The sequence below is a fragment of the Polynucleobacter asymbioticus QLW-P1DMWA-1 genome, assembly GCF_000016345.1.
Taxonomy (GTDB): domain Bacteria; phylum Pseudomonadota; class Gammaproteobacteria; order Burkholderiales; family Burkholderiaceae; genus Polynucleobacter; species Polynucleobacter asymbioticus.
On the sequence record NC_009379.1, the window covers coordinates 882,853 to 900,617 of the forward strand.

16 protein-coding genes, 1 tRNA gene and 1 riboswitch are annotated in these 17,765 nt (G+C 45.5%); of the genes, 5 read left to right on the forward strand and 12 right to left on the reverse strand.

Annotated elements, in window-relative coordinates; all coding sequences use genetic code 11:
* The first annotated feature begins 127 nt into the window (after positions 1-127).
* Positions 128-469 (forward strand): hypothetical protein, encoded by a 342-nt coding sequence (locus tag PNUC_RS04635; protein WP_011902731.1) that lies wholly within the window; start codon positions 128-130, stop codon positions 467-469.
* Positions 466-801, forward strand: a complete 336-nt coding sequence (locus tag PNUC_RS04640; protein WP_011902732.1) for a hypothetical protein — start codon at positions 466-468, stop codon at positions 799-801. Before PNUC_RS04635 ends, PNUC_RS04640 begins: the two co-directional genes overlap by 4 nt.
* Here PNUC_RS04640 and thiE read toward each other — a convergent pair.
* From thiE to PNUC_RS04685, 9 genes are all read right to left on the reverse strand, one after another.
* Positions 798-1,724 carry a thiamine phosphate synthase gene (thiE, locus tag PNUC_RS04645; protein WP_011902733.1) on the reverse strand — a complete coding sequence of 309 codons (927 nt, stop codon included), beginning with the start codon at positions 1,722-1,724 and terminating at the stop codon, positions 798-800. The genes PNUC_RS04640 and thiE overlap by 4 nt on opposite strands.
* 11 nt (positions 1,725-1,735) lie before the next feature.
* On the reverse strand, positions 1,736-2,554 hold the full coding sequence (locus PNUC_RS04650; protein WP_011902734.1) for a thiazole synthase: 819 nt from the start codon (positions 2,552-2,554) through the stop codon (positions 1,736-1,738).
* Positions 2,555-2,578: 24 nt separating this feature from the next.
* A complete protein-coding gene (thiS, locus tag PNUC_RS04655; RefSeq protein ID WP_011902735.1) occupies positions 2,579-2,776 on the reverse strand; it encodes a sulfur carrier protein ThiS in 198 nt (65 codons plus the stop codon).
* Positions 2,767-3,915, reverse strand: coding sequence for an FAD-dependent oxidoreductase (locus tag PNUC_RS04660; RefSeq protein WP_048812090.1), 1,149 nt, complete (start codon positions 3,913-3,915; stop codon positions 2,767-2,769). Before PNUC_RS04660 ends, thiS begins: the two co-directional genes overlap by 10 nt.
* A 9-nt stretch (positions 3,916-3,924) precedes the next feature.
* The gene (thiC, locus tag PNUC_RS04665; protein ID WP_011902737.1) at positions 3,925-5,868 is read right to left on the reverse strand and encodes a phosphomethylpyrimidine synthase ThiC; all 1,944 of its coding nucleotides are present in this window, start codon (positions 5,866-5,868) and stop codon (positions 3,925-3,927) included.
* Between the two features lie 37 nt (positions 5,869-5,905).
* A riboswitch (TPP riboswitch) is annotated at positions 5,906-6,014 on the reverse strand.
* Between the two features lie 75 nt (positions 6,015-6,089).
* Complete coding sequence (locus PNUC_RS04670; protein ID WP_011902738.1) at positions 6,090-6,923, reverse strand: NUDIX hydrolase; 834 nt, start codon at positions 6,921-6,923, stop codon at positions 6,090-6,092.
* Positions 6,924-7,147: 224 nt separating this feature from the next.
* Positions 7,148-7,222 (reverse strand) — tRNA-Arg (locus PNUC_RS04675).
* Between the two features lie 209 nt (positions 7,223-7,431).
* Positions 7,432-8,664 carry an MFS transporter gene (locus PNUC_RS04680; protein ID WP_011902739.1) on the reverse strand — a complete coding sequence of 411 codons (1,233 nt, stop codon included), beginning with the start codon at positions 8,662-8,664 and terminating at the stop codon, positions 7,432-7,434.
* Complete coding sequence (locus tag PNUC_RS04685) at positions 8,664-9,884, reverse strand: CaiB/BaiF CoA transferase family protein (protein ID WP_048812244.1); 1,221 nt, start codon at positions 9,882-9,884, stop codon at positions 8,664-8,666. Before PNUC_RS04685 ends, PNUC_RS04680 begins: the two co-directional genes overlap by 1 nt.
* Positions 9,885-9,964: 80 nt before the next feature.
* Between PNUC_RS04685 and PNUC_RS04690 the strand changes: the two genes are divergently transcribed.
* Together PNUC_RS04690 and parC are read left to right on the forward strand one after the other, a co-directional pair.
* The gene (locus PNUC_RS04690; protein ID WP_011902741.1) at positions 9,965-11,953 is read left to right on the forward strand and encodes a DNA topoisomerase IV subunit B; all 1,989 of its coding nucleotides are present in this window, start codon (positions 9,965-9,967) and stop codon (positions 11,951-11,953) included.
* Between the two features lie 71 nt (positions 11,954-12,024).
* On the forward strand, positions 12,025-14,406 hold the full coding sequence (gene parC, locus PNUC_RS04695) for a DNA topoisomerase IV subunit A (RefSeq protein WP_011902742.1): 2,382 nt from the start codon (positions 12,025-12,027) through the stop codon (positions 14,404-14,406).
* Positions 14,407-14,427: 21 nt separating this feature from the next.
* Here the strand turns inward: parC and PNUC_RS04700 are convergent, their stop codons facing one another.
* Entirely contained in the window at positions 14,428-15,387 is a 960-nt protein-coding gene (locus PNUC_RS04700; protein WP_011902743.1) for an XdhC family protein, read from the reverse strand.
* A 49-nt stretch (positions 15,388-15,436) separates the two neighbouring features.
* Here PNUC_RS04700 and PNUC_RS04705 point away from each other — a divergent pair, with 49 nt between their 5' ends.
* Positions 15,437-16,087 (forward strand): nucleotidyltransferase family protein, encoded by a 651-nt coding sequence (locus PNUC_RS04705; RefSeq protein WP_011902744.1) that lies wholly within the window; start codon positions 15,437-15,439, stop codon positions 16,085-16,087.
* Here PNUC_RS04705 and PNUC_RS04710 read toward each other — a convergent pair.
* Together PNUC_RS04710 and PNUC_RS04715 are read right to left on the reverse strand one after the other, a co-directional pair.
* The gene (locus PNUC_RS04710; RefSeq protein WP_011902745.1) at positions 16,084-16,539 is read right to left on the reverse strand and encodes a RidA family protein; all 456 of its coding nucleotides are present in this window, start codon (positions 16,537-16,539) and stop codon (positions 16,084-16,086) included. The genes PNUC_RS04705 and PNUC_RS04710 overlap by 4 nt on opposite strands.
* A gap of 35 nt (positions 16,540-16,574) precedes the next feature.
* Positions 16,575-17,750: a vWA domain-containing protein gene (locus PNUC_RS04715; RefSeq protein WP_011902746.1), complete on the reverse strand. Its 1,176-nt coding sequence runs from the start codon at positions 17,748-17,750 to the stop codon at positions 16,575-16,577.
* Between the last annotated feature and the right edge of the window lie 15 nt (positions 17,751-17,765).

Genomic DNA, 17,765 nt, shown 5'->3' on the forward strand with positions numbered 1-17,765 from the left:
TATTGATTTTGGTCAACTTTTTTAGACCTTGGCTATCAGCCTAGAAAAAATCTTTTTTAAAAATTAGATATAAAAGTTATACTCGATTGTTCTAGTCTATTAGCTCTGGAGAGAATAGCATTTGGCTATGTCTGATTTCCCATCTAATTACCTGCATTTTTCAAAGGCAGTTCATAGAGTGAATAAACGTTATAGGATCAATGACTCTAAAGAGTTATTGGTGCTCGAGGCCGTATTAGATGCCCATATTGATGGCGTTGAATTTGTCGTATTAGACCTTATCTTGCTCAATGAAATTGCATCGCAAGCAACCCTTCATTCTGTCATGAAGGGCTTAATTCTGAAGAAGATGATTAAGACTGAAACCTGTACACGCGATGGAAGACGTAAGTTTGTATTGCCTACAAAACACGGCTTAGCTTGGCTTAAAGATTGTTCCGAACTATTGGCTACTTTTCATCATCAATGATCCGGGTATTCAGTAGACTTTCTTCTGCGAGGAAGATTTCATTTTCATTGGTATTGGTATTGGTTCTGGTTTTTATAGCTAACTCAGAAATTGTTCTCGCTCAGGCAGCAAAAAGTGAAGCTATTACTTGCTATAAAGATGTCATTAAAGAACCATTGACCTTTTACGGAAATCCAGGCGACTTGTTTACTCTATATGACGGCTCTACCTGGAAAGTAGCATCTGGTGGCCCATATGAATATGTACCTGTTCGCTACAAAGATGTTTTGATATGTCCTGCTGTTGGTAAGTTACTGATTGGCAACAGAGCGCTATCTATTACGAAGACTTAAGCTCGCATCAATTCTTGTAAGTGCTTAACTGCCGCCTTGGGGTCTTTGGTCTGCGTGATGGCCCGCACTACAGCAACTGAGCCTACTCCACTTTTCACTACTGCATGAATACTGCTTTCATCGATGCCACCAATTGCTACCAGTGGATAGTGATTCATTAACTGCGCATATTTATAAAGACGGCCCAAACCTTGAGGTGCTGTTGGCATTTTTTTCAAATTAGTTGGGAATACTGCGCCCATCGCAATATAGCTGGGGCAAAAACGATCTGCATACACCATCTCAGCATAGCCATGCGTACTCAAACCTAACCTCAAACCAGCAGAGCGTATTGCTTCAAGGTCAGCAGTTTCCATATCTTCTTGGCCTAAATGAACACCATAGGCCTCTGCATCGATTGCTTCTTCCCAATAATCATTAATAAAAAGGAGAGTTTTGCTGCCTTCAGTAGCCTTTACAGATTCTCGAATTTGTTTACGGATTTTGTAGCGATCTTCAGATTTAAAACGCAATTGCACTGTGGGAATTTCTGCTTCGACCATCCGTTTAACCCAGTCGGCATCCGGCATCACGCCATAGAGTCCCAAGCGTTTTGGACACTCTTTAAATGCCTTGGGATTCATATTGCGGGTCCACGGGAGTAAATCAAAATGCTCAGGTCGGCTAGGCCACTTGAAAGGATCAAATCCACCGTCTTGCAAAACCATACGGGACCAGGCCTTACCTATCGTCTTGGCATCCTTCTCAATAAAGCCCATTTCGATAGCAGCTAAGGTAGCGGCCAGTTCGTTAAGATCTGCAGCCGACTCATTATCAATTCGTGGGGGCGGTGTATTGAGTGTGTAGTCCGGAATAGGCAGACAAATATCATCTTTGCGATGGGCTGACACGATTTGATCGGCAAGGTCACGTATTAGGCTCATAAAGTTCTTCCTTACGCTTGATGCCAAAACGGCGTACCGACTAACGGTGTACTGGCTTGGGCGGATTCTTGGGGCTTCATGGCCCCTGATAAGTAGGCTGAGCGCCCAGCATCTACTGCCATAGCAAACGATTTGGCCATCACAACGGGGTCATTGGATAAAGCTACCGCGGTATTGAGTAGTACGCCATCAAAACCCCACTCCATTACCGTGCATGCATGCGATGGGAGCCCAAGGCCAGCATCTACAATGAGTGGCACCTGAATGCGATCGCGGAGTAATTTCATGGCATAGGGGTTAAGAGGGCCTTGGCCAGTACCTATGGGTGCAGCCCAAGGCATAATTGCCTGGCAACCAACATCTACTAAGCGCTGACACAAGATTAAGTCTTCGGTGCAGTAAGGAAGAACCTTAAAACCATCTTTAATCAGTGTTTCTGCGGTTTGAACAAGACGCAATGTATCGGGTTGGAGCGTGTAGTCATCACCAATCAACTCCAACTTGATCCAATCACTTTCAAATACTTCACGTGCCATCTGCGCAGTAGTAATGACTTCTTGAGGGCTGTGACAACCAGCGGTATTTGGCAGTACTGGCACCGCCATTTTTTTTAAAAGATCCCAAAAGCCACTATGGGCTTCTGTAGTGCTTGTACCTTGACGACGCAAGCTGACCGTAATCATTGCTGGCTGCGCTGTTTGCACAGCATTCTCTAAGACCTGGGGTGATGGGTATCGTGATGTACCTAACAATAAACGACTCGAAAAGCTCTCGCCATAGAGTACGAGGGCATCAGCGCTATTGAGCTTATGAGGTAGTGGTGCAGTCATAGGTTATCTGTATTACTTCTGTAATTAGCCGCCTGTAACAGGTGCTATTACTTCAATTTGGTCATTTTCATTTAAGCGAAATTCAATATGTTTAGTTTTAGGCACAAAATTGAGATTCACTGCAACTGCATAGGGTGGCTTTGCATCAATCATCGATAGTGCATCTGTGATCACGCTCTGACTGGGTAGCTCATACTCGACCTGATTGATGATTACACGCATACATTAGCCTCGGTATTGCTAGCAATCTGGTTAATGCTTAATCCCAACTCTAGCGCAGTATTGCTTTCACCGGTTTCCAGTAATTCCATTGCTGAATCAAGCACTGCAGGAGAAATCATAAAACCATGGCGATATAGCCCATTGATCAACATCAAATCAGCCAACCCTTTTTCTTTTTGCATTCGAATTTCTGGCAGATTATTTTTAAGGGTGGGTCGACATTGAGTCGCCATCTCCAGAATTCGGGCTTCGGCAAAACCGCTGTGAACTGTATAAACCGCGCTGAGTAATTCCATGGCGGAACGTACACTCATTTCTGATAAATCATCAGATTCAATTTCAGTTGCACCAACCACATAGATATCGTTTTCTTTTGGAGCAATGTAAATAGGGTAGCGTGGATGAATTAAGCGTGTAGGGCGCAAGAGCTTTACCTCAGGCGCATACAGACGAATAACCTCACCACGCACACCGCGCAAAGTATTGCTGCTAGCTTCTGAAGACCAGGATGATTTCGCCCCAGTACCCCGGCAGTCAATCACGCCTTGATATGTAGAGTCCAACCGTAATTGATCTGGGTTTACCTCCACATTCCAGCGACAAGATACCCCTAAGCGTTTTAACTCTTGCAAAAGGGCATTGAGTAATTGACGATTATCCAGTTGTCCTTCATTAGGCAAATAGAGGGCTTGAGAAAAACGCTCCGATACAGATGGCTCAATTTCTTTTAGTACAGCCGCATCAATTTTTTGTGGAAGTGAGAGCTGTGAGTTATGACGACAATTTTTTTCAAGATGCTTACTAAAGCGTTCAGCCTCAGCAGCATCTTGCCTGTGCCACAAGATCAGAGTGCCTTCTTGTTGAAAAAAAACAGGTGTACTAAGTTGAGAAATAAGTTCTTTCCAACGAGGCAGGCTATGAATGCCCATGCGAACCACTACATCTTCAGTGATAACAGATTCAGCTAAAGGTGCAAGCATTGCAGCCGCAATACGCGCTGCTGAACCACTAGCATCTTCATTACCTTTGTCAAAGAGATCTACCTGCGCTCCACGCTGAGCAAGCGACACCGCTAGGAGTCGGCCCATTAGGCCGGCTCCAACGATGGCGTACTTACTTTGCGCGAAGGATGTCTTCATGAAAAGGATTTACTGATAAATCTCACTGCCGCGTTTACGGAACTCTGCGGACATTTCTTCCATGCCCTTAGTTGCCTCTTGAGCAACTTCTGCAATCGGTATGACCTTTGACGGTACTTTTGGATTGCCGTCCGCATCTAAGGTAGCAGCATAGTCACGCACTTCTTGAGTAATTTTCATAGAGCAGAATTTAGGTCCACACATAGAGCAGAAGTGCGCAATTTTGGCGCCTTCAGCAGGTAGAGTGGCATCGTGATATTCACGAGCGCGCTCAGGATCAAGGCCTAGATTAAATTGATCTTCCCAGCGGAATTCAAAACGTGCTTTGGAGAGGGCGTTATCTCGAACCTGTGCACCTGGCAAACCTTTAGCAAGATCGGCACCATGAGCAGCAATCTTGTAAGTAATAATGCCTTCACGCACGTCTTCTTTGTCAGGCAAGCCTAAATGCTCTTTTGGCGTGACATAGCAAAGCATGGCTGTGCCATACCAACCAATTTGCGCTGCACCGATACCGCTGGTGATGTGGTCGTAACCTGGGGCAATGTCGGTAATCAATGGTCCAAGAGTGTAGAAGGGGGCTTCTAGGCAATGCTTTAACTCTTCAGTCATGTTCTCTTCAATGCGCTGCATTGGAACGTGACCAGGACCTTCAATCATGACTTGAACATCATGTTTCCAGGCTTTAGCTGTAAGCTCACCTAATGTATGCAATTCGCCAAATTGGGCTGCATCATTGGAATCAGCAATACAGCCAGGACGCAAACCATCGCCTAAGCTAAATGAAACGTCATAGGCTTTCATGATCTCGCAAATTTCATCAAACTTTGTATAGAGGAAGTTTTCTTTGTGATGGGCCAAGCACCACTTAGCCATAATGGAACCGCCGCGAGAAACAATACCGGTAATACGATCCGCAGTTAAAGGTACGTAGCGCAGTAAGACACCAGCATGAATGGTGAAATAGTCCACACCTTGCTCTGCTTGCTCAACCAATGTATCGCGGAACATTTCCCAGGTGAGGTCTTCTGCAATACCACCGGTTTTATCCAACGCTTGGTAGATCGGTACAGTACCAATTGGAACTGGAGAATTGCGAATAATCCACTCGCGTGTTTCATGAATATGTTTACCGGTAGACAAGTCCATGATCGTGTCAGCACCCCAACGAATGGACCAAACCATTTTCTCTACTTCCTCATTAATAGAGGAGGTCACTGCAGAGTTACCTAGGTTGCCGTTAATCTTCACGCGGAAGTTACGACCAATAATCATGGGCTCAAGCTCTGGGTGATTGATGTTGGCGGGAATAATGGCACGGCCAGCGGCGATTTCTTGACGGACAAACTCACCGGTAACAATATCGGGTAAGTTAGCGCCGTAGCTTTTGCCTGGATGCTGCTTGAGTAATTGCTTGTATGCAGGATCTTTGCGTAATTGCTCAAGGCCCATGGATTCACGCAAAGCAACGTATTCCATTTCTGGAGTAACAATTCCTTGGCGGGCGTAATACATTTGACTCACGTTATTACCGGACTTGGCTACGCGTGGTGCGCTAATGTGGGCAAAGCGTAACTCTTGTGTTGCCTCATCTTTAGAGCGTGCAACACCATACTCAGAGCTAGGGCCACTCAGTTGCTCTGTGTCATTACGCTCTGCAATCCAAGCTTCACGTAAACGTGGCAATCCTTTTTCAAGATTAATCACAATCTCAGGATCACTGTAAGGACCGGAAGTATCGTAAACGGGTACAGGTGGGTTTGCTACCAACTCTTCGCCAACGCGCGTTGGCAATTGCTCAATCATGCGAATCGGCGCTTTGATATCTTCACGCGATCCCTGTAAGTATGTTTTGGTTGATGCTGGATAAGCAAATTTTTGCCCAAAATCACGCTCTAAGCTTTTAAGACTTGGGATTTCATTTTTAGAATTTTTAGGGTTGCTTGCACTCATGTCCATCTCCTAGCTGTTTTAGATGGACGAAACCGGGTGTCGGTCTGATGTAACTCCCCACGCCAGCATTACCTGGATCGGGTTAGAGGGTCTTTCTCAGCGCCTTACAACAAACTCTGTTGTTAAGGGCACCCCTGTTTCATCCTTAAGATAGATTTAACCACGAATCAGGGTCAAAGCGCATGATGTCGGTCAACGGCCCTTGAAAAGGCCCTTTGTGACTACTTATTGCGGCGCAAAATGAAGTCTGCGGTCACAAAAGCAGCATCGCTGGTGAATTCATCGGCCAGGATACGAGCTGCAGCTTCAGCATAAGAAACCTCTATAAAGCCACTAACTTCACCATCGTGATTGGTTGGAATGAAGTTATCGCCTAACTCTAAGTCATAAACATACAACTGTTCATCATGAAAACCGCGATTCGGAATAGGGCGGCGCATATGAATGCGACCTACCGGTTCAATTTCGTCGGCAATTTGAGGCGGTACGCCTGCCTCTTCCCAGAGTTCTCGACGAGCGCTTACCCATGGTGTCTCATCTGCGGTAATACCGCCCGCGGCAATGTTATCTAGCTTGCCCGGATCGGTTGCTTTATTTTCACTTCTCCTGCCAAGCCAAATCGTATTGGCTTTGGTGTAACCATTAATGTGGGTTGCCATACTACGCAATCCAAAGGTGCGAAACGCAGCACGCTCTAAGCGAAAGTACTTATGTCCGTTTTGATCCACCCAAGCAAAATCTTCATTACGCCATCCCGGTATAAACCCACCATTGCGCATTTGTTCTGCTAGTTTTTGCAAGCTAATGGATAAGGTTTTAGGTTTTCCCGCTTGAATAGTGAGGCAATCATTACCCATTGATATCAGTGGGATGGGATTTTTTTTGAGGGTCTCTTGAAGATAAGTTGCAAATTCAGGATTGAGCTGGCCAATGATTTGTGAGCCCGAGACACCTTGGGAAAGGTAAATGGGCATAAAGTCTGCGGGAGCGGAGCGCGCCATATTTTGGAGCATTTCCTCAAGGGCGGCGAGAGTGCTTGTCGAAAGGCTAGTCATGGCTTGCAGTTTAAGGGAACTTTTACTCCAGCGTGCCGTCCCTAACAATTTCCTACCACAAAAGATTCAGTTGTAATGCAGAAATGCATTGGATAAACAAACACCAAGGCTTGAATATGGCTGCCCAGAAATTAAGCAAGTCAGGTCAGCCCATACAAATCTGCGACTTACGAAAACATTTCAGGATTTATCCACATATCCTGTGGATAACTTTCTGGGAGTAGTGGTCCCGCCGACAGGAATCGAACCTGTATCCCACGCTTAGGAGGCATGTGCACTATCCATTGTGCTACGGCGAGAAAATAATTTATTGCGAAGCAATGATATTAGAAAAACAGTAAAAACTATTGCCACCCACATAAAGCCCAAACTTGGTTTGTGATGGCAACCATCATGTCAGGGGCGAAGTAGCTGGAGAAAACTAACAATAAAATAAATGCTGCAAAACCATAAAAGATGATTTTCCAAAAAGAACTTTTTTTATGGTGAGCAAAGAGTGATCTATTCATTAGGCGTGAGCAACCCGATGCAATGCTCGTTCTTTAACAGGTAGGTTTACTAAGAACGCAAATACACCTAAGGCAATGGCTATCTCCCAAACAATTAAATAGGAGCCAGTGCGATCAAAAAGGTACCCACCCAAGAATGCGCCACAAAAGCTACCGAGCTGATGAGAGAAGAAAACCAGACCAGAAAGCATTGTCAGATATTTGACGCCAAAAATCTGTGCAACGATGCCATTTGTTAGCGGAATAGTTGAGAGCCACAAGAAACCCATGATGGCCGCAAAAATATAGGTTGTCATCGGACTCAGTGGCAGCAGCACAAATCCAGTAATTGCAATCGACCGACCCAGATAGATGGCTGAGAGAAGATAGCGTTTTGGAAAGCGTTGCCCCAAGATCCCGGCGCTATATGTCCCAAAGATGTTGAATAATCCAATGAGCGCTAAAGCAGTGGTAGCAACTGCAGGGGCCCCAACAGATGGGTAAATAGCCGACAAGTCTTTGAGATAAGGCGCTAGATGGACTGCAATAAAGACCACCTGAAAACCACAGACAAAATAACCTAAAGTCAAAAGACGAAAGCTAGGATTGCGCAATGCTTCTTTAAGCGCTTCTTTGATAGTCTGATCACCCAAGTTATGTGTGTAGACGAAATTTTTCTCACGTAGCATAAATGCTGTTGGAATCATTAAGCTTGCCATGAGTGCTAAGAGGATAAGTGCATTTTGAGGGCCAAAGCTACTTAATAATCCTTGTTCAGTAGGGATCATTAAGAATTGACCAAACGATCCTGCTGCAGCAGCAATGCCCATTGCCCAAACGCGTTTATCTGCAGGCACATTACGACCCAAGATTCCGTAGACCACGCTATACGTAGTAGCTGTTTGCGCTAAACCAATAAGTAGCCCACCAGCGAGCGTGAAGTTGAGTGCATCAGTGGAGATAGCCATCCCAAATAATCCAAGTGCATACAGCACACCACCAGCAATCATGATCTTAAATGCGCCATAGCGATCGGCAAGAGCACCAGTAACTGGTTGTACGGCACCCCAAATCAGATTTTGTAAGGCGATTGTGAGGGCAAAGGTTTCACGTCCCCAGCCATTTTCGAGAGTGATGGGTAAATTAAAGAGTCCAAAGCCATGACGAATACCCATAGACATCGTCACCATCAAGCCACCAAAAATGAGCACTTGCTTCATCGATAAAGATGGCTTGGAGATAGCTTGACTCATTAGATGATTCCCTTTTTGTGCAATGCGGCGATGCTGGACTCATCCAAATTTAAGCGCTCTTGCAAAATCTCATCGGTGTGCTGACCCAGTGTGGGTGGCGGCATTCTGACTTCGATGGGTGTTTTAGAGAGGTGCATTGGACTAGCAACTAACTTCATCTTACCGGCTGTTGGGTGTGGAACCTCAATTTGTATTTTGCGAGCAATGACTTGTTCGTTTTCAAACACTTCTTTGAAGTTATTAATAGGCCCGCAGGGGACGTTGGCTTTTTCTAATAACTCAATCCATTCTGCTTTAGTTTTCTTGCGTGTCATGGCTTCTAGCAAAGGCACTAATTCTTTGCGATGCTCAACGCGTAGGGGGTTGTTGATATAGAGGGGATTATCAGCAAGCTGGGCTTCACCACCAGCAGTGACGAAGTGTCTAAATTGCCCGTCATTACCTGCGGCCACAATCATCCAGCCATCTGAAGTGGGGAAAGTTTGATAAGGGACTATGGTTGAAGAAGCGTTGCCAAGCCGCTGCGGTACTTCACCAGAGGTGAGATAGGCGCTTCCGACATTGGCCATCACAGCAATCTGAGTATCCAGTAAGGCCATGTCAATGTATTGTCCTTCGCCCGTTTGATCACGATGGACAACGGCCGCCAAAATTGCAGTAGTGGCATACATCCCTGTAAAGATATCTGCAATCGCAACGCCCGCTTTTTGTGGGCCCGTGCCGTCTACTCCTTCGGCTTCACCAGTCACACTCATGAAGCCGCCCATACCTTGAACAATGAAGTCGTAACCAGGGCGATGTGAGAAAGGACCAGTTTGGCCAAAACCAGTAATAGAGCAATAAATGAGATCTGACTTAACCTTTTTTAGGTTCTCATAGTCAAGGCCATATTTTGCTAAGTCACCGACTTTATAGTTTTCTAGGACGATGTCGGATTCAGAAGCTAGCTTGCGAATAATTTCCTGACCTTCTGGCTTGCTAATATCTACTGTAATAGAGCGTTTATTGCGGTTGATGCAAATAAAATAGGCAGATTCTTTCGTTTCGAGCCCTTGCTCGTTTAAGACAAAGGGAGGACCCCAATGGCGAGTATCGTCCCCGGTCCCCGGGCGCTCGACTTTAATGACGTCTGCCCCCAAATCGGCCAGGTTTTGTGCGCACCAAGGGCCGGCAAGTACCCGGCTGAGGTCTAAAACGCGAATATGACTTAAGGCTCCCATACCCCCAATTTTGGCATGGATGGCAGGGGATTTCCCGAAAAGTTCCGATTGGCCCTCAGACATGACTACAATTTGCGCGCATGGCTACCCGTAAAACTTCTGAATACAGCGAATCATCGATTCAGGTCCTAAAAGGACTAGAACCAGTCCGTCAGCGGCCTGGTATGTACACCCGAACCGACAACCCATTGCACATCATCCAGGAGGTGTTGGATAACGCCTCAGATGAAGCTTTAGGGGGATTTGGCAAACACATTACCGTCACTTTACATACTGATAGCAGCGTGAGCGTTGAGGATGATGGACGCGGTATTCCAGTGGGCATTCATCCTACGGAAAAGCTTCCTGTCGTTGAAATTGTCTTTACACAGTTACATGCTGGTGGCAAGTTTGAAAAAGGCACGGGCGGTGCTTATGCATTCTCAGGTGGTTTACATGGTGTCGGTGTCTCAGTAACCAATGCGCTATCGAAAAGATTAGAAGTCACCGTTTGGCGTGAGGGACAAGTTTCTACTTTGACCTTTGCTGATGGCAAGGTAATCGAAAAGCTTAAAACGAGAGCATCCTCAAAAGAAGATAAGTCACACGGTACCCGTGTGCGTGCATGGCCAGATAGCAAGTACTTTGATAGTGCTGCAATTCCTATGCCTGAGTTGATTCGTCTCTTGCGCTCTAAGGCAGTTCTCCTGCCAGGCGTTAAGGTTACTTTGATCCAAGAAAAGTCTGGTGATAGCCAAACATGGCAATATGCGCAAGGCTTACGAGGCTATCTCAATGAGGCTATAGCTCAGGCTGGCCATGGCCCAGAAGTGATTCCCCCATTTGAAGGTGAGCAATATGCAACCGGTAATGGCGAGGATGATTCTTTTGCTGAGGGCGAGGGCGCTGCATGGGTTGTGAGCTGGACTGAAGATGGTGCACCAGTTCGCGAGAGTTATGTAAACCTCATTCCCACTCCAGCTGGTGGTACGCATGAGAGTGGATTACGTGAAGGCTTATTTAATGCAGTAAAAGGCTTTATCGAAATGCATGCTTTGCAGCCTAAGGGTGTAAAGCTTATGCCTGAGGATGTATTTGCACGTGCTTCATTTATCTTATCCGCAAAAGTATTGGATCCACAGTTCCAAGGACAAATTAAAGAGCGCCTCAACTCAAGAGATGCAGTGCGTTTAGTGTCTGGCTATGCAAAATCAGCCCTTGAACTTTGGCTTAATCAACACGTTGACTATGGTCGTAAGCTTGCTGACTTAGTTATTAAACAAGCACAAGCACGGACTCGCGCTGGCCAAAAAGTAGAAAAGAAAAAATCTTCTGGCGTCGCCGTTTTACCGGGTAAGCTAACCGATTGCGAGAGTGAAGATATTGCCCAGAATGAAATCTTCCTAGTTGAGGGTGATTCAGCTGGCGGTTCGGCCAAAATGGGTCGTAATAAGGAATATCAAGCCATCCTGCCATTGCGCGGCAAGGTCTTAAACACCTGGGAAGCAGAGCGGGATCGTTTATTTGCCAATAATGAAGTGCACGATATCGCGGTAGCGATTGGGGTGGACCCTCACGGACTTAATGACACTCCAGACCTATCAAACTTACGTTACGGTAAGGTGTGCATTTTGTCTGATGCGGACGTAGATGGTGCGCATATTCAGGTTCTTTTACTCACCCTGTTCTACAAGCATTTCCCTAAATTAATTGATTTGGGACATATTTATATTTCACGTCCACCCCTCTTTAGGGTGGATGCACCAGCTCGCGGTAAGAAGCCAGCTCAAAAAATCTATGCTTTAGATGCTAGTGAATTGCAAGCGATTGAAGATAAATTACGTAAAGATGGCGTCAAAGAAACGGCATGGCAAATTTCTCGCTTCAAAGGTTTGGGCGAGATGAGTGCTGAGCAACTTTGGGATACCACTTTAAATCCCGATACCCGGCGCTTATTGCCTGTGACTTTAGGCGCTTGGACCGAAGACGAAACTTTTAAAACCATGGATATGTTGATGGGTAAATCAGAGTCTGGTGCCCGTCGTGACTGGCTTGAAGAGCGCGGTAATGAAGTAGAGGCGGATATTTAATGGCTACTAAAAAAACACCCGATAGCAAGAAGATCGATGAGCAGGCAGACTTGTTTTCAAATCCGATTGAGATGGATATTGTCGAGGTAGATGAGCCACTTGCCCCTGCTAAAACACCAAATGCAGGAGGACCTAAAGATCCGCATGATCCAAAAACCATCGACTTAAATGAAGATGGTAAGGATGGCTTAACCTTAGCAGTCTATGCAGAGCGTGCTTATTTAGATTACGCCATTAGCGTTGTTAAAGGTCGTGCATTGCCTGATGTCGCTGACGGTCAAAAGCCTGTGCAACGCCGTATTTTGTTCTCAATGAGTGAGATGGGTCTGCGAGCTGATGCCAAACCCGTTAAGAGCGCTCGTGTGGTTGGCGATGTATTGGGTAAATTTCATCCTCACGGTGACCAATCTGCCTACGACGCATTGGTGCGTTTAGCGCAAAGCTTTTCATTGCGTTACCCACTAATTGATGGTCAGGGGAACTTTGGCTCACGCGATGGTGATGGTGCAGCTGCCATGCGTTATACCGAAGCGCGTTTAACCAAGATTGCAGGCTTACTTTTAAGTGAGATTGATGAAGGTACGGTAGATTTTGCGCCGAACTATGATGGCTCTTTTCAGGAGCCCAAATTACTTCCTGCGCGCCTGCCTTTTGTATTGCTCAATGGCGCTTCAGGTATTGCAGTTGGTATGGCTACCGAGATTCCTTCACACAATTTACGTGAAGTAGCCTCTGCAGCAATTGCGTTGATGAAGTCTCCCAAAATGTCTACTGCAGAACTGCTGGGAATCATGCCTGGCCCTGACTATCCAGGTGGCGGTCAGATCATTTCATCGCCAGCGGAAATTGCGCAAATTTACGAAACAGGGCGTGGAAGTATCAAGGTTCGTGCTCGTTGGTCTGTCGAAGAATTGGCTCGCGGCCAATGGCAAATAGTAGTTAATGAATTACCGCCATCAGCCTCCTCACAACGTGTATTGCAAGAGATTGAGGAAATCACCAATCCTAAAGTGAAGGTTGGTAAAAAAACCCTCACACCAGAGCAAAATAATTTGAAGTCGACCATCCTAAACGTGCTTGATGGTGTGCGTGATGAGTCAAGTAAAGATGCAGCTGTTCGTTTGGTCTTCGAGCCAAAGAGTAAAAACATTGATGTCAATGAATTTGTAAATCTATTGCTGGCGCATACCTCCTTAGAGTCCAATGCACCAATGAACTTGGTGATGATTGGTAATGATGGTCGTCCACGCCAAAAAGGCTTAAAAGAAATTTTGAGCGAGTGGGTTGAGTTCAGGGTATCTACAGTCACGCGCCGTACCCAATATCGACTGGGTAAAGTCAAAGATCGTATGCATATATTGGAAGGGCGCTTAATTGTTCTTCTCAATATCGATAAAGTCATCAAGATTATTCGTAACAGCGATGAGCCTAAATCCGATTTGATCAAAGAGTTCAAACTCTCTGATCGTCAAGCGGAAGATATCTTAGATATTCGTTTGCGTCAGTTAGCGCGTCTCGAGGGAATTAAGATTGAACAAGAACTCAAGCAACTGCAAACTGAACGAGATGATTTAGAAGGCTTACTCCAAAGTGATGCTGTACTGCGTAAACGCATCATTAAAGAGATCGAGTCAGATCTCAAAGATTTTGGTGATGATCGCCGTACCCTGATTCAAGAAGATAAGCGTGCTGTTGCTGAAACCAAAGTAATCGATGAACCTGTAACGGTAATCGTTTCCCAAAAAGGTTGGGTACGGGTACGTCAGGGCCATGAGCACGATGCTACGCAATTTAGCTTTAAGGCGGGTGATGCTTTGTATGGCACCTTCGAGGTTCGTACTATTGATGTTATACAGGGCTTTGGCAGTGATGGCCGTGTATATACCGTTCAAGTTAGTGAATTGCCAGGCGCGCGTGGTGATGGTTCACCGCTGACTAGCTTTGTAAACTTGGCTACTGGCTCTCAAATGGTGGCTTACTATGCTGGACAGCCTGATGACTTGGTCTTGCTCTCTACTAAAGCAGGCTATGGATTCTTGGCTAATGTTTCGGATATGAGCACGCGTAATAAGGCGGGTAAATCCTTTATTAGTGTCGATAGTAAAGTGCCTGGTGATGCACCATTGGGTGCTGCTAAAGTGAAGGTAGGCATGAAGCAAGTAGCCTGCCTATCGGAAGCTTCTAAGTTGTTGGTATTCTCCTTGGATGAATTAAAGCGTTTACCTACTGGTGGCAAAGGCGTCATTCTGATGGGTCTAGATGACAAGGAGTTTTTAGCGTCAGCAATTGCCGTCGGGTCTGATGGCGCTACTTATTCTGGAGCAGGACGTGCAGGCAAGCCTACTGAACTGAGTCTTGATGCCAAAACACTGAAATCTTTTGCTGGCAATCGCGCTCGCAAAGGACACTTTGTAGAGCCTCGCTTGAAAGACGGAAAGCTTAAAGCTAGCTAAGACTTAAACCCTAGTTAGTCTTTAGCTTTTCTTCGGGACAATGATGCCGTATTTAACGGCAATGACTTCTGCCAGAATCGAAACTGCGATTTCTGGTGGAGTGAGGGCCCCGATATGCAGTCCTACTGGGCCATGGAGTTTTTCTACCTGCTCTTGATTGACGTCAAATTCCAAAAGACGCTCTTTGCGTTTTAGGGTATTTTTACGACTTCCCAAGGCGCCAACATAAAAGGCTGGGGACTTTAAGGCCTCCATCAGCGCCATATCATCCAATTTAGGATCATGGGTTAACGCGACTACAGCGGTATGAGAATCCACATTTAATTCTAGAAGGACATCATCGGGCATACCGCGCATAAAGCTCACATCATCTCGGTTGATACCTTCGATATATTCCTCACGAGGATCGATCACAATTACTTCAAAATCGGCAGCAAGAGCAAAATCCGCGGTATATAAAGATAGTTGTCCAGCACCAATAATGATCATGCGCCAACGTGGCCCGTAGGTCGTTCTCATCTCTGTATCGGTCAAGATGAAATCATCATTTTGATTGCCGGACGATAGAGTCGATTTACCAGTAAGCAGATTGACTGAGCGTCGGGTTATTTGATGATTGCTGATCGATGAGAGTAATTGTTCTAATATCGCCAGCTCAGGCTTTGGTTCCACTAAAAGGCGCAGGTTTCCGCCACACGGCAAACCAAAACGTGCAGCCTCTTCCTGGCTAACGCCATAGACCACCATTTCTGGTGTGCTACGAGTGAGGATGTCTGTCTGCACTCGACTAATTAAATCGTCTTCCACGCAACCACCTGAGACCGAACCCGCAACTTGGCCATCATCTCGAATGGCCAACCAAGAGCCAACAGGTCTAGGGGCTGAGCCCCACGTTTGCGCTACGGTGGCAATAGCTACTAAGTGACCAGCTTGTAACCAGGTTAAGGCTGATTTGAGAACGCTTAAGTCAGTACTATTCATTCTTTATCTTTTTGATGATTTATCTAATTTATTAATTATTATCACTCTAATGACTTTATCGAGTAAATCTTCGACTGATACTGCCTTACGAGTTGCCATCATCTTATTGGCAGCAGGCGAGGGGAGTCGTATGGGTTCGATTCCCAAAGCCTTACTTAAAAAAGGCGGAAAAACTTTTCTAGAAAACTTTTGCATAGCCGCTAGCCAACTTGAACCTGTGCAATTGATCATCGTTACTGGCTTTCATGCGCCAGAGATTGAGATAGCATATGACAGCTTCAAGAGTTTGTATCAGCCTTCAGCTCAAATCATTCGTAATTCAGATCCAGAAAGAGGGCAGGCATCATCTGTACGCATCGGCTTAGAAGCGTTAAATCAAGAATACGACGTCTTGATGGTGTGCTTATGTGATCAGCCTTATGTAGGTGTTGATGAGATGAGATTATTACTAGACCAATTCAAACTACGAAGTGCGAACCAAGAAATCCTCTTGCCATTGGTCAACGGGCAACGCGGAAATCCAGTACTGTTTTCCCGCAAGGTGGTGACGGAAATTTTAGCGACACCAGAAATGGTGTGTAGAACATTTATGGATATCCATCCGGAGCTGATTCACCATTTGAAAACAGAAAACAACGCTTTTATCCAAGACGTCGACACTCCAGCCGACATCCTGGCCTTAGGCGTTACAAAAAGTTAGATTTCCGCAATCAACTCGATTTCTACGCAAGCACCCAATGGGATTTGCGCCACACCAAATGCACTACGAGCATGCTTGCCCGCTTCTCCAAACACTTCAAAAAGAAGCTCTGAACAGCCATTAACTACTAAATGCTGCTCGATAAAAGTATCGGTTGAGTTGACAAGCCCCATCACCTTGACTATGCGCTTTACTTTGTCTAGTGAGCCTAGGTGGTTTTGTAAGGTGGCAATTAAATCAATAGCAATAGCGCGCGCAGCAGCTTTACCAGTTTCCGTATCCATATCTTTACCTAGTTTTCCAACCCAGGGTTTTCCATCTTGTTTGGCAATATGACCAGATAGAAATACGGTGTTGCCGCTAGTGGCAGCCATTACGTAGGCTGCAGCTGGTGCGCCGACAGGGGGCAATTGGATGCCAAGAGTGTTGAGACGTTCGCTAATAGTGCTCATAGTAGTTTTCCGATTGGATAAATGAATAGTAAATATTACTTGGAAAGTTGGCGCATGGCACTTTCAAGACCGTTTAGCGTAACAGGATACATACGATCTTTTAGTAAGTTCTTCATGATGTCGATCGATTGTCGATATTCCCAAATAGATTCAGGTTCTGGGTTGAGCCACGCAAAATGGGGAAAGTGGTCTAGAAGCCTATTAATCCAAACGGCACCGGCTTCTCGATTGTTATATTCCACAGAGCCATTTGGACTCAAGATCTCATAGGGAGACATAGTTGCATCACCGATAAATATGAGCTTGTAATCAGGGCCATATTTATTAATGATGTCTTGGGTAGCGGTAACTTGATCACGGCGGCGGCGATTACTTTGCCATAGATTTTCATAAACACAGTTATGAAAATAGTAGTACTCAAGATGTTTAAATTCTGCTTTAGCTGCTGAGAATAATTCAGCAATACGCTGGATGTGATCATCCATCGATCCACCCACATCCATCAACAAAAGAACCTTGACTTGATTATGGCGCTCTGGGCGCATCTGAATATCTAGCATTCCTGCATTGGCAGCAGTCGAATGAATGGTTTTATCTAAATCCAACTCGAGTACAGAACCTTCGCGAGCAAAACGCCGTAAGCGTCTTAAAGCGACTTTAATATTGCGCGTACCTAGGGCTAGGTCGCTGTCGTAATCTTTAAACTCTCGTGCTTCCCACACTTTAATCGCAGTGCGGTTGCCGGCACTTTCGCCACCAATTCTTATTCCTTCGGGGTGGTAGCCGCTATGCCCAAATGGAGATGAGCCACCGGCTCCAACCCACTTACTGCCTCCACCATGCCATTCTTTTTGCTCTTTTAAAAGCTCTTCTAAGCGCTTTTTTAAGGCCTCAGGTCCGCCCAGTTTTTTTAGGGCCACCTTTTCTTCGTCGCTGAGTACCCGTTGCAACTTCTTTTCAAGCCAATCCATGGGGATATCTGGGGTTAGAGCGATGATTTTTTCAACACCCTTAAAGTAGCTACCAAATGCTTGGTCAAAACGATCAAAGTGTTGCTCATCTTTTACCAAAGTCATGCGAGCCAGTTGGTAAAAATCATCTATTGAGGGGGTAATGACATTGGACTTCAGCGCATCAAGTAGAGTTAAAAATTCTCGTACTGAAACAGGCACTTTGGCCTCTTTCAAATTCAGAAAGAACTGAATGAGCATCAAATGTAATTAAAG

Coding starts and splice junctions, on each gene's coding strand:
- PNUC_RS04635 (WP_011902731.1), top strand. CDS start 128: ATGTCTGATTTCCCATCTAATTACCTGCATTTTTCAAAGGCAGTTCAT.
- PNUC_RS04640 (WP_011902732.1), top strand. CDS start 466: ATGATCCGGGTATTCAGTAGACTTTCTTCTGCGAGGAAGATTTCATTT.
- thiE (WP_011902733.1), bottom strand. CDS start 1,724: ATGAGCCTAATACGTGACCTTGCCGATCAAATCGTGTCAGCCCATCGC.
- PNUC_RS04650 (WP_011902734.1), bottom strand. CDS start 2,554: ATGACTGCACCACTACCTCATAAGCTCAATAGCGCTGATGCCCTCGTA.
- thiS (WP_011902735.1), bottom strand. CDS start 2,776: ATGCGTGTAATCATCAATCAGGTCGAGTATGAGCTACCCAGTCAGAGC.
- PNUC_RS04660 (WP_048812090.1), bottom strand. CDS start 3,915: ATGAAGACATCCTTCGCGCAAAGTAAGTACGCCATCGTTGGAGCCGGC.
- thiC (WP_011902737.1), bottom strand. CDS start 5,868: ATGAGTGCAAGCAACCCTAAAAATTCTAAAAATGAAATCCCAAGTCTT.
- PNUC_RS04670 (WP_011902738.1), bottom strand. CDS start 6,923: ATGACTAGCCTTTCGACAAGCACTCTCGCCGCCCTTGAGGAAATGCTC.
- PNUC_RS04680 (WP_011902739.1), bottom strand. CDS start 8,664: ATGAGTCAAGCTATCTCCAAGCCATCTTTATCGATGAAGCAAGTGCTC.
- PNUC_RS04685 (WP_048812244.1), bottom strand. CDS start 9,884: ATGGGAGCCTTAAGTCATATTCGCGTTTTAGACCTCAGCCGGGTACTT.
- PNUC_RS04690 (WP_011902741.1), top strand. CDS start 9,965: ATGGCTACCCGTAAAACTTCTGAATACAGCGAATCATCGATTCAGGTC.
- parC (WP_011902742.1), top strand. CDS start 12,025: ATGGATATTGTCGAGGTAGATGAGCCACTTGCCCCTGCTAAAACACCA.
- PNUC_RS04700 (WP_011902743.1), bottom strand. CDS start 15,387: ATGAATAGTACTGACTTAAGCGTTCTCAAATCAGCCTTAACCTGGTTA.
- PNUC_RS04705 (WP_011902744.1), top strand. CDS start 15,437: ATGACTTTATCGAGTAAATCTTCGACTGATACTGCCTTACGAGTTGCC.
- PNUC_RS04710 (WP_011902745.1), bottom strand. CDS start 16,539: ATGAGCACTATTAGCGAACGTCTCAACACTCTTGGCATCCAATTGCCC.
- PNUC_RS04715 (WP_011902746.1), bottom strand. CDS start 17,750: ATGCTCATTCAGTTCTTTCTGAATTTGAAAGAGGCCAAAGTGCCTGTT.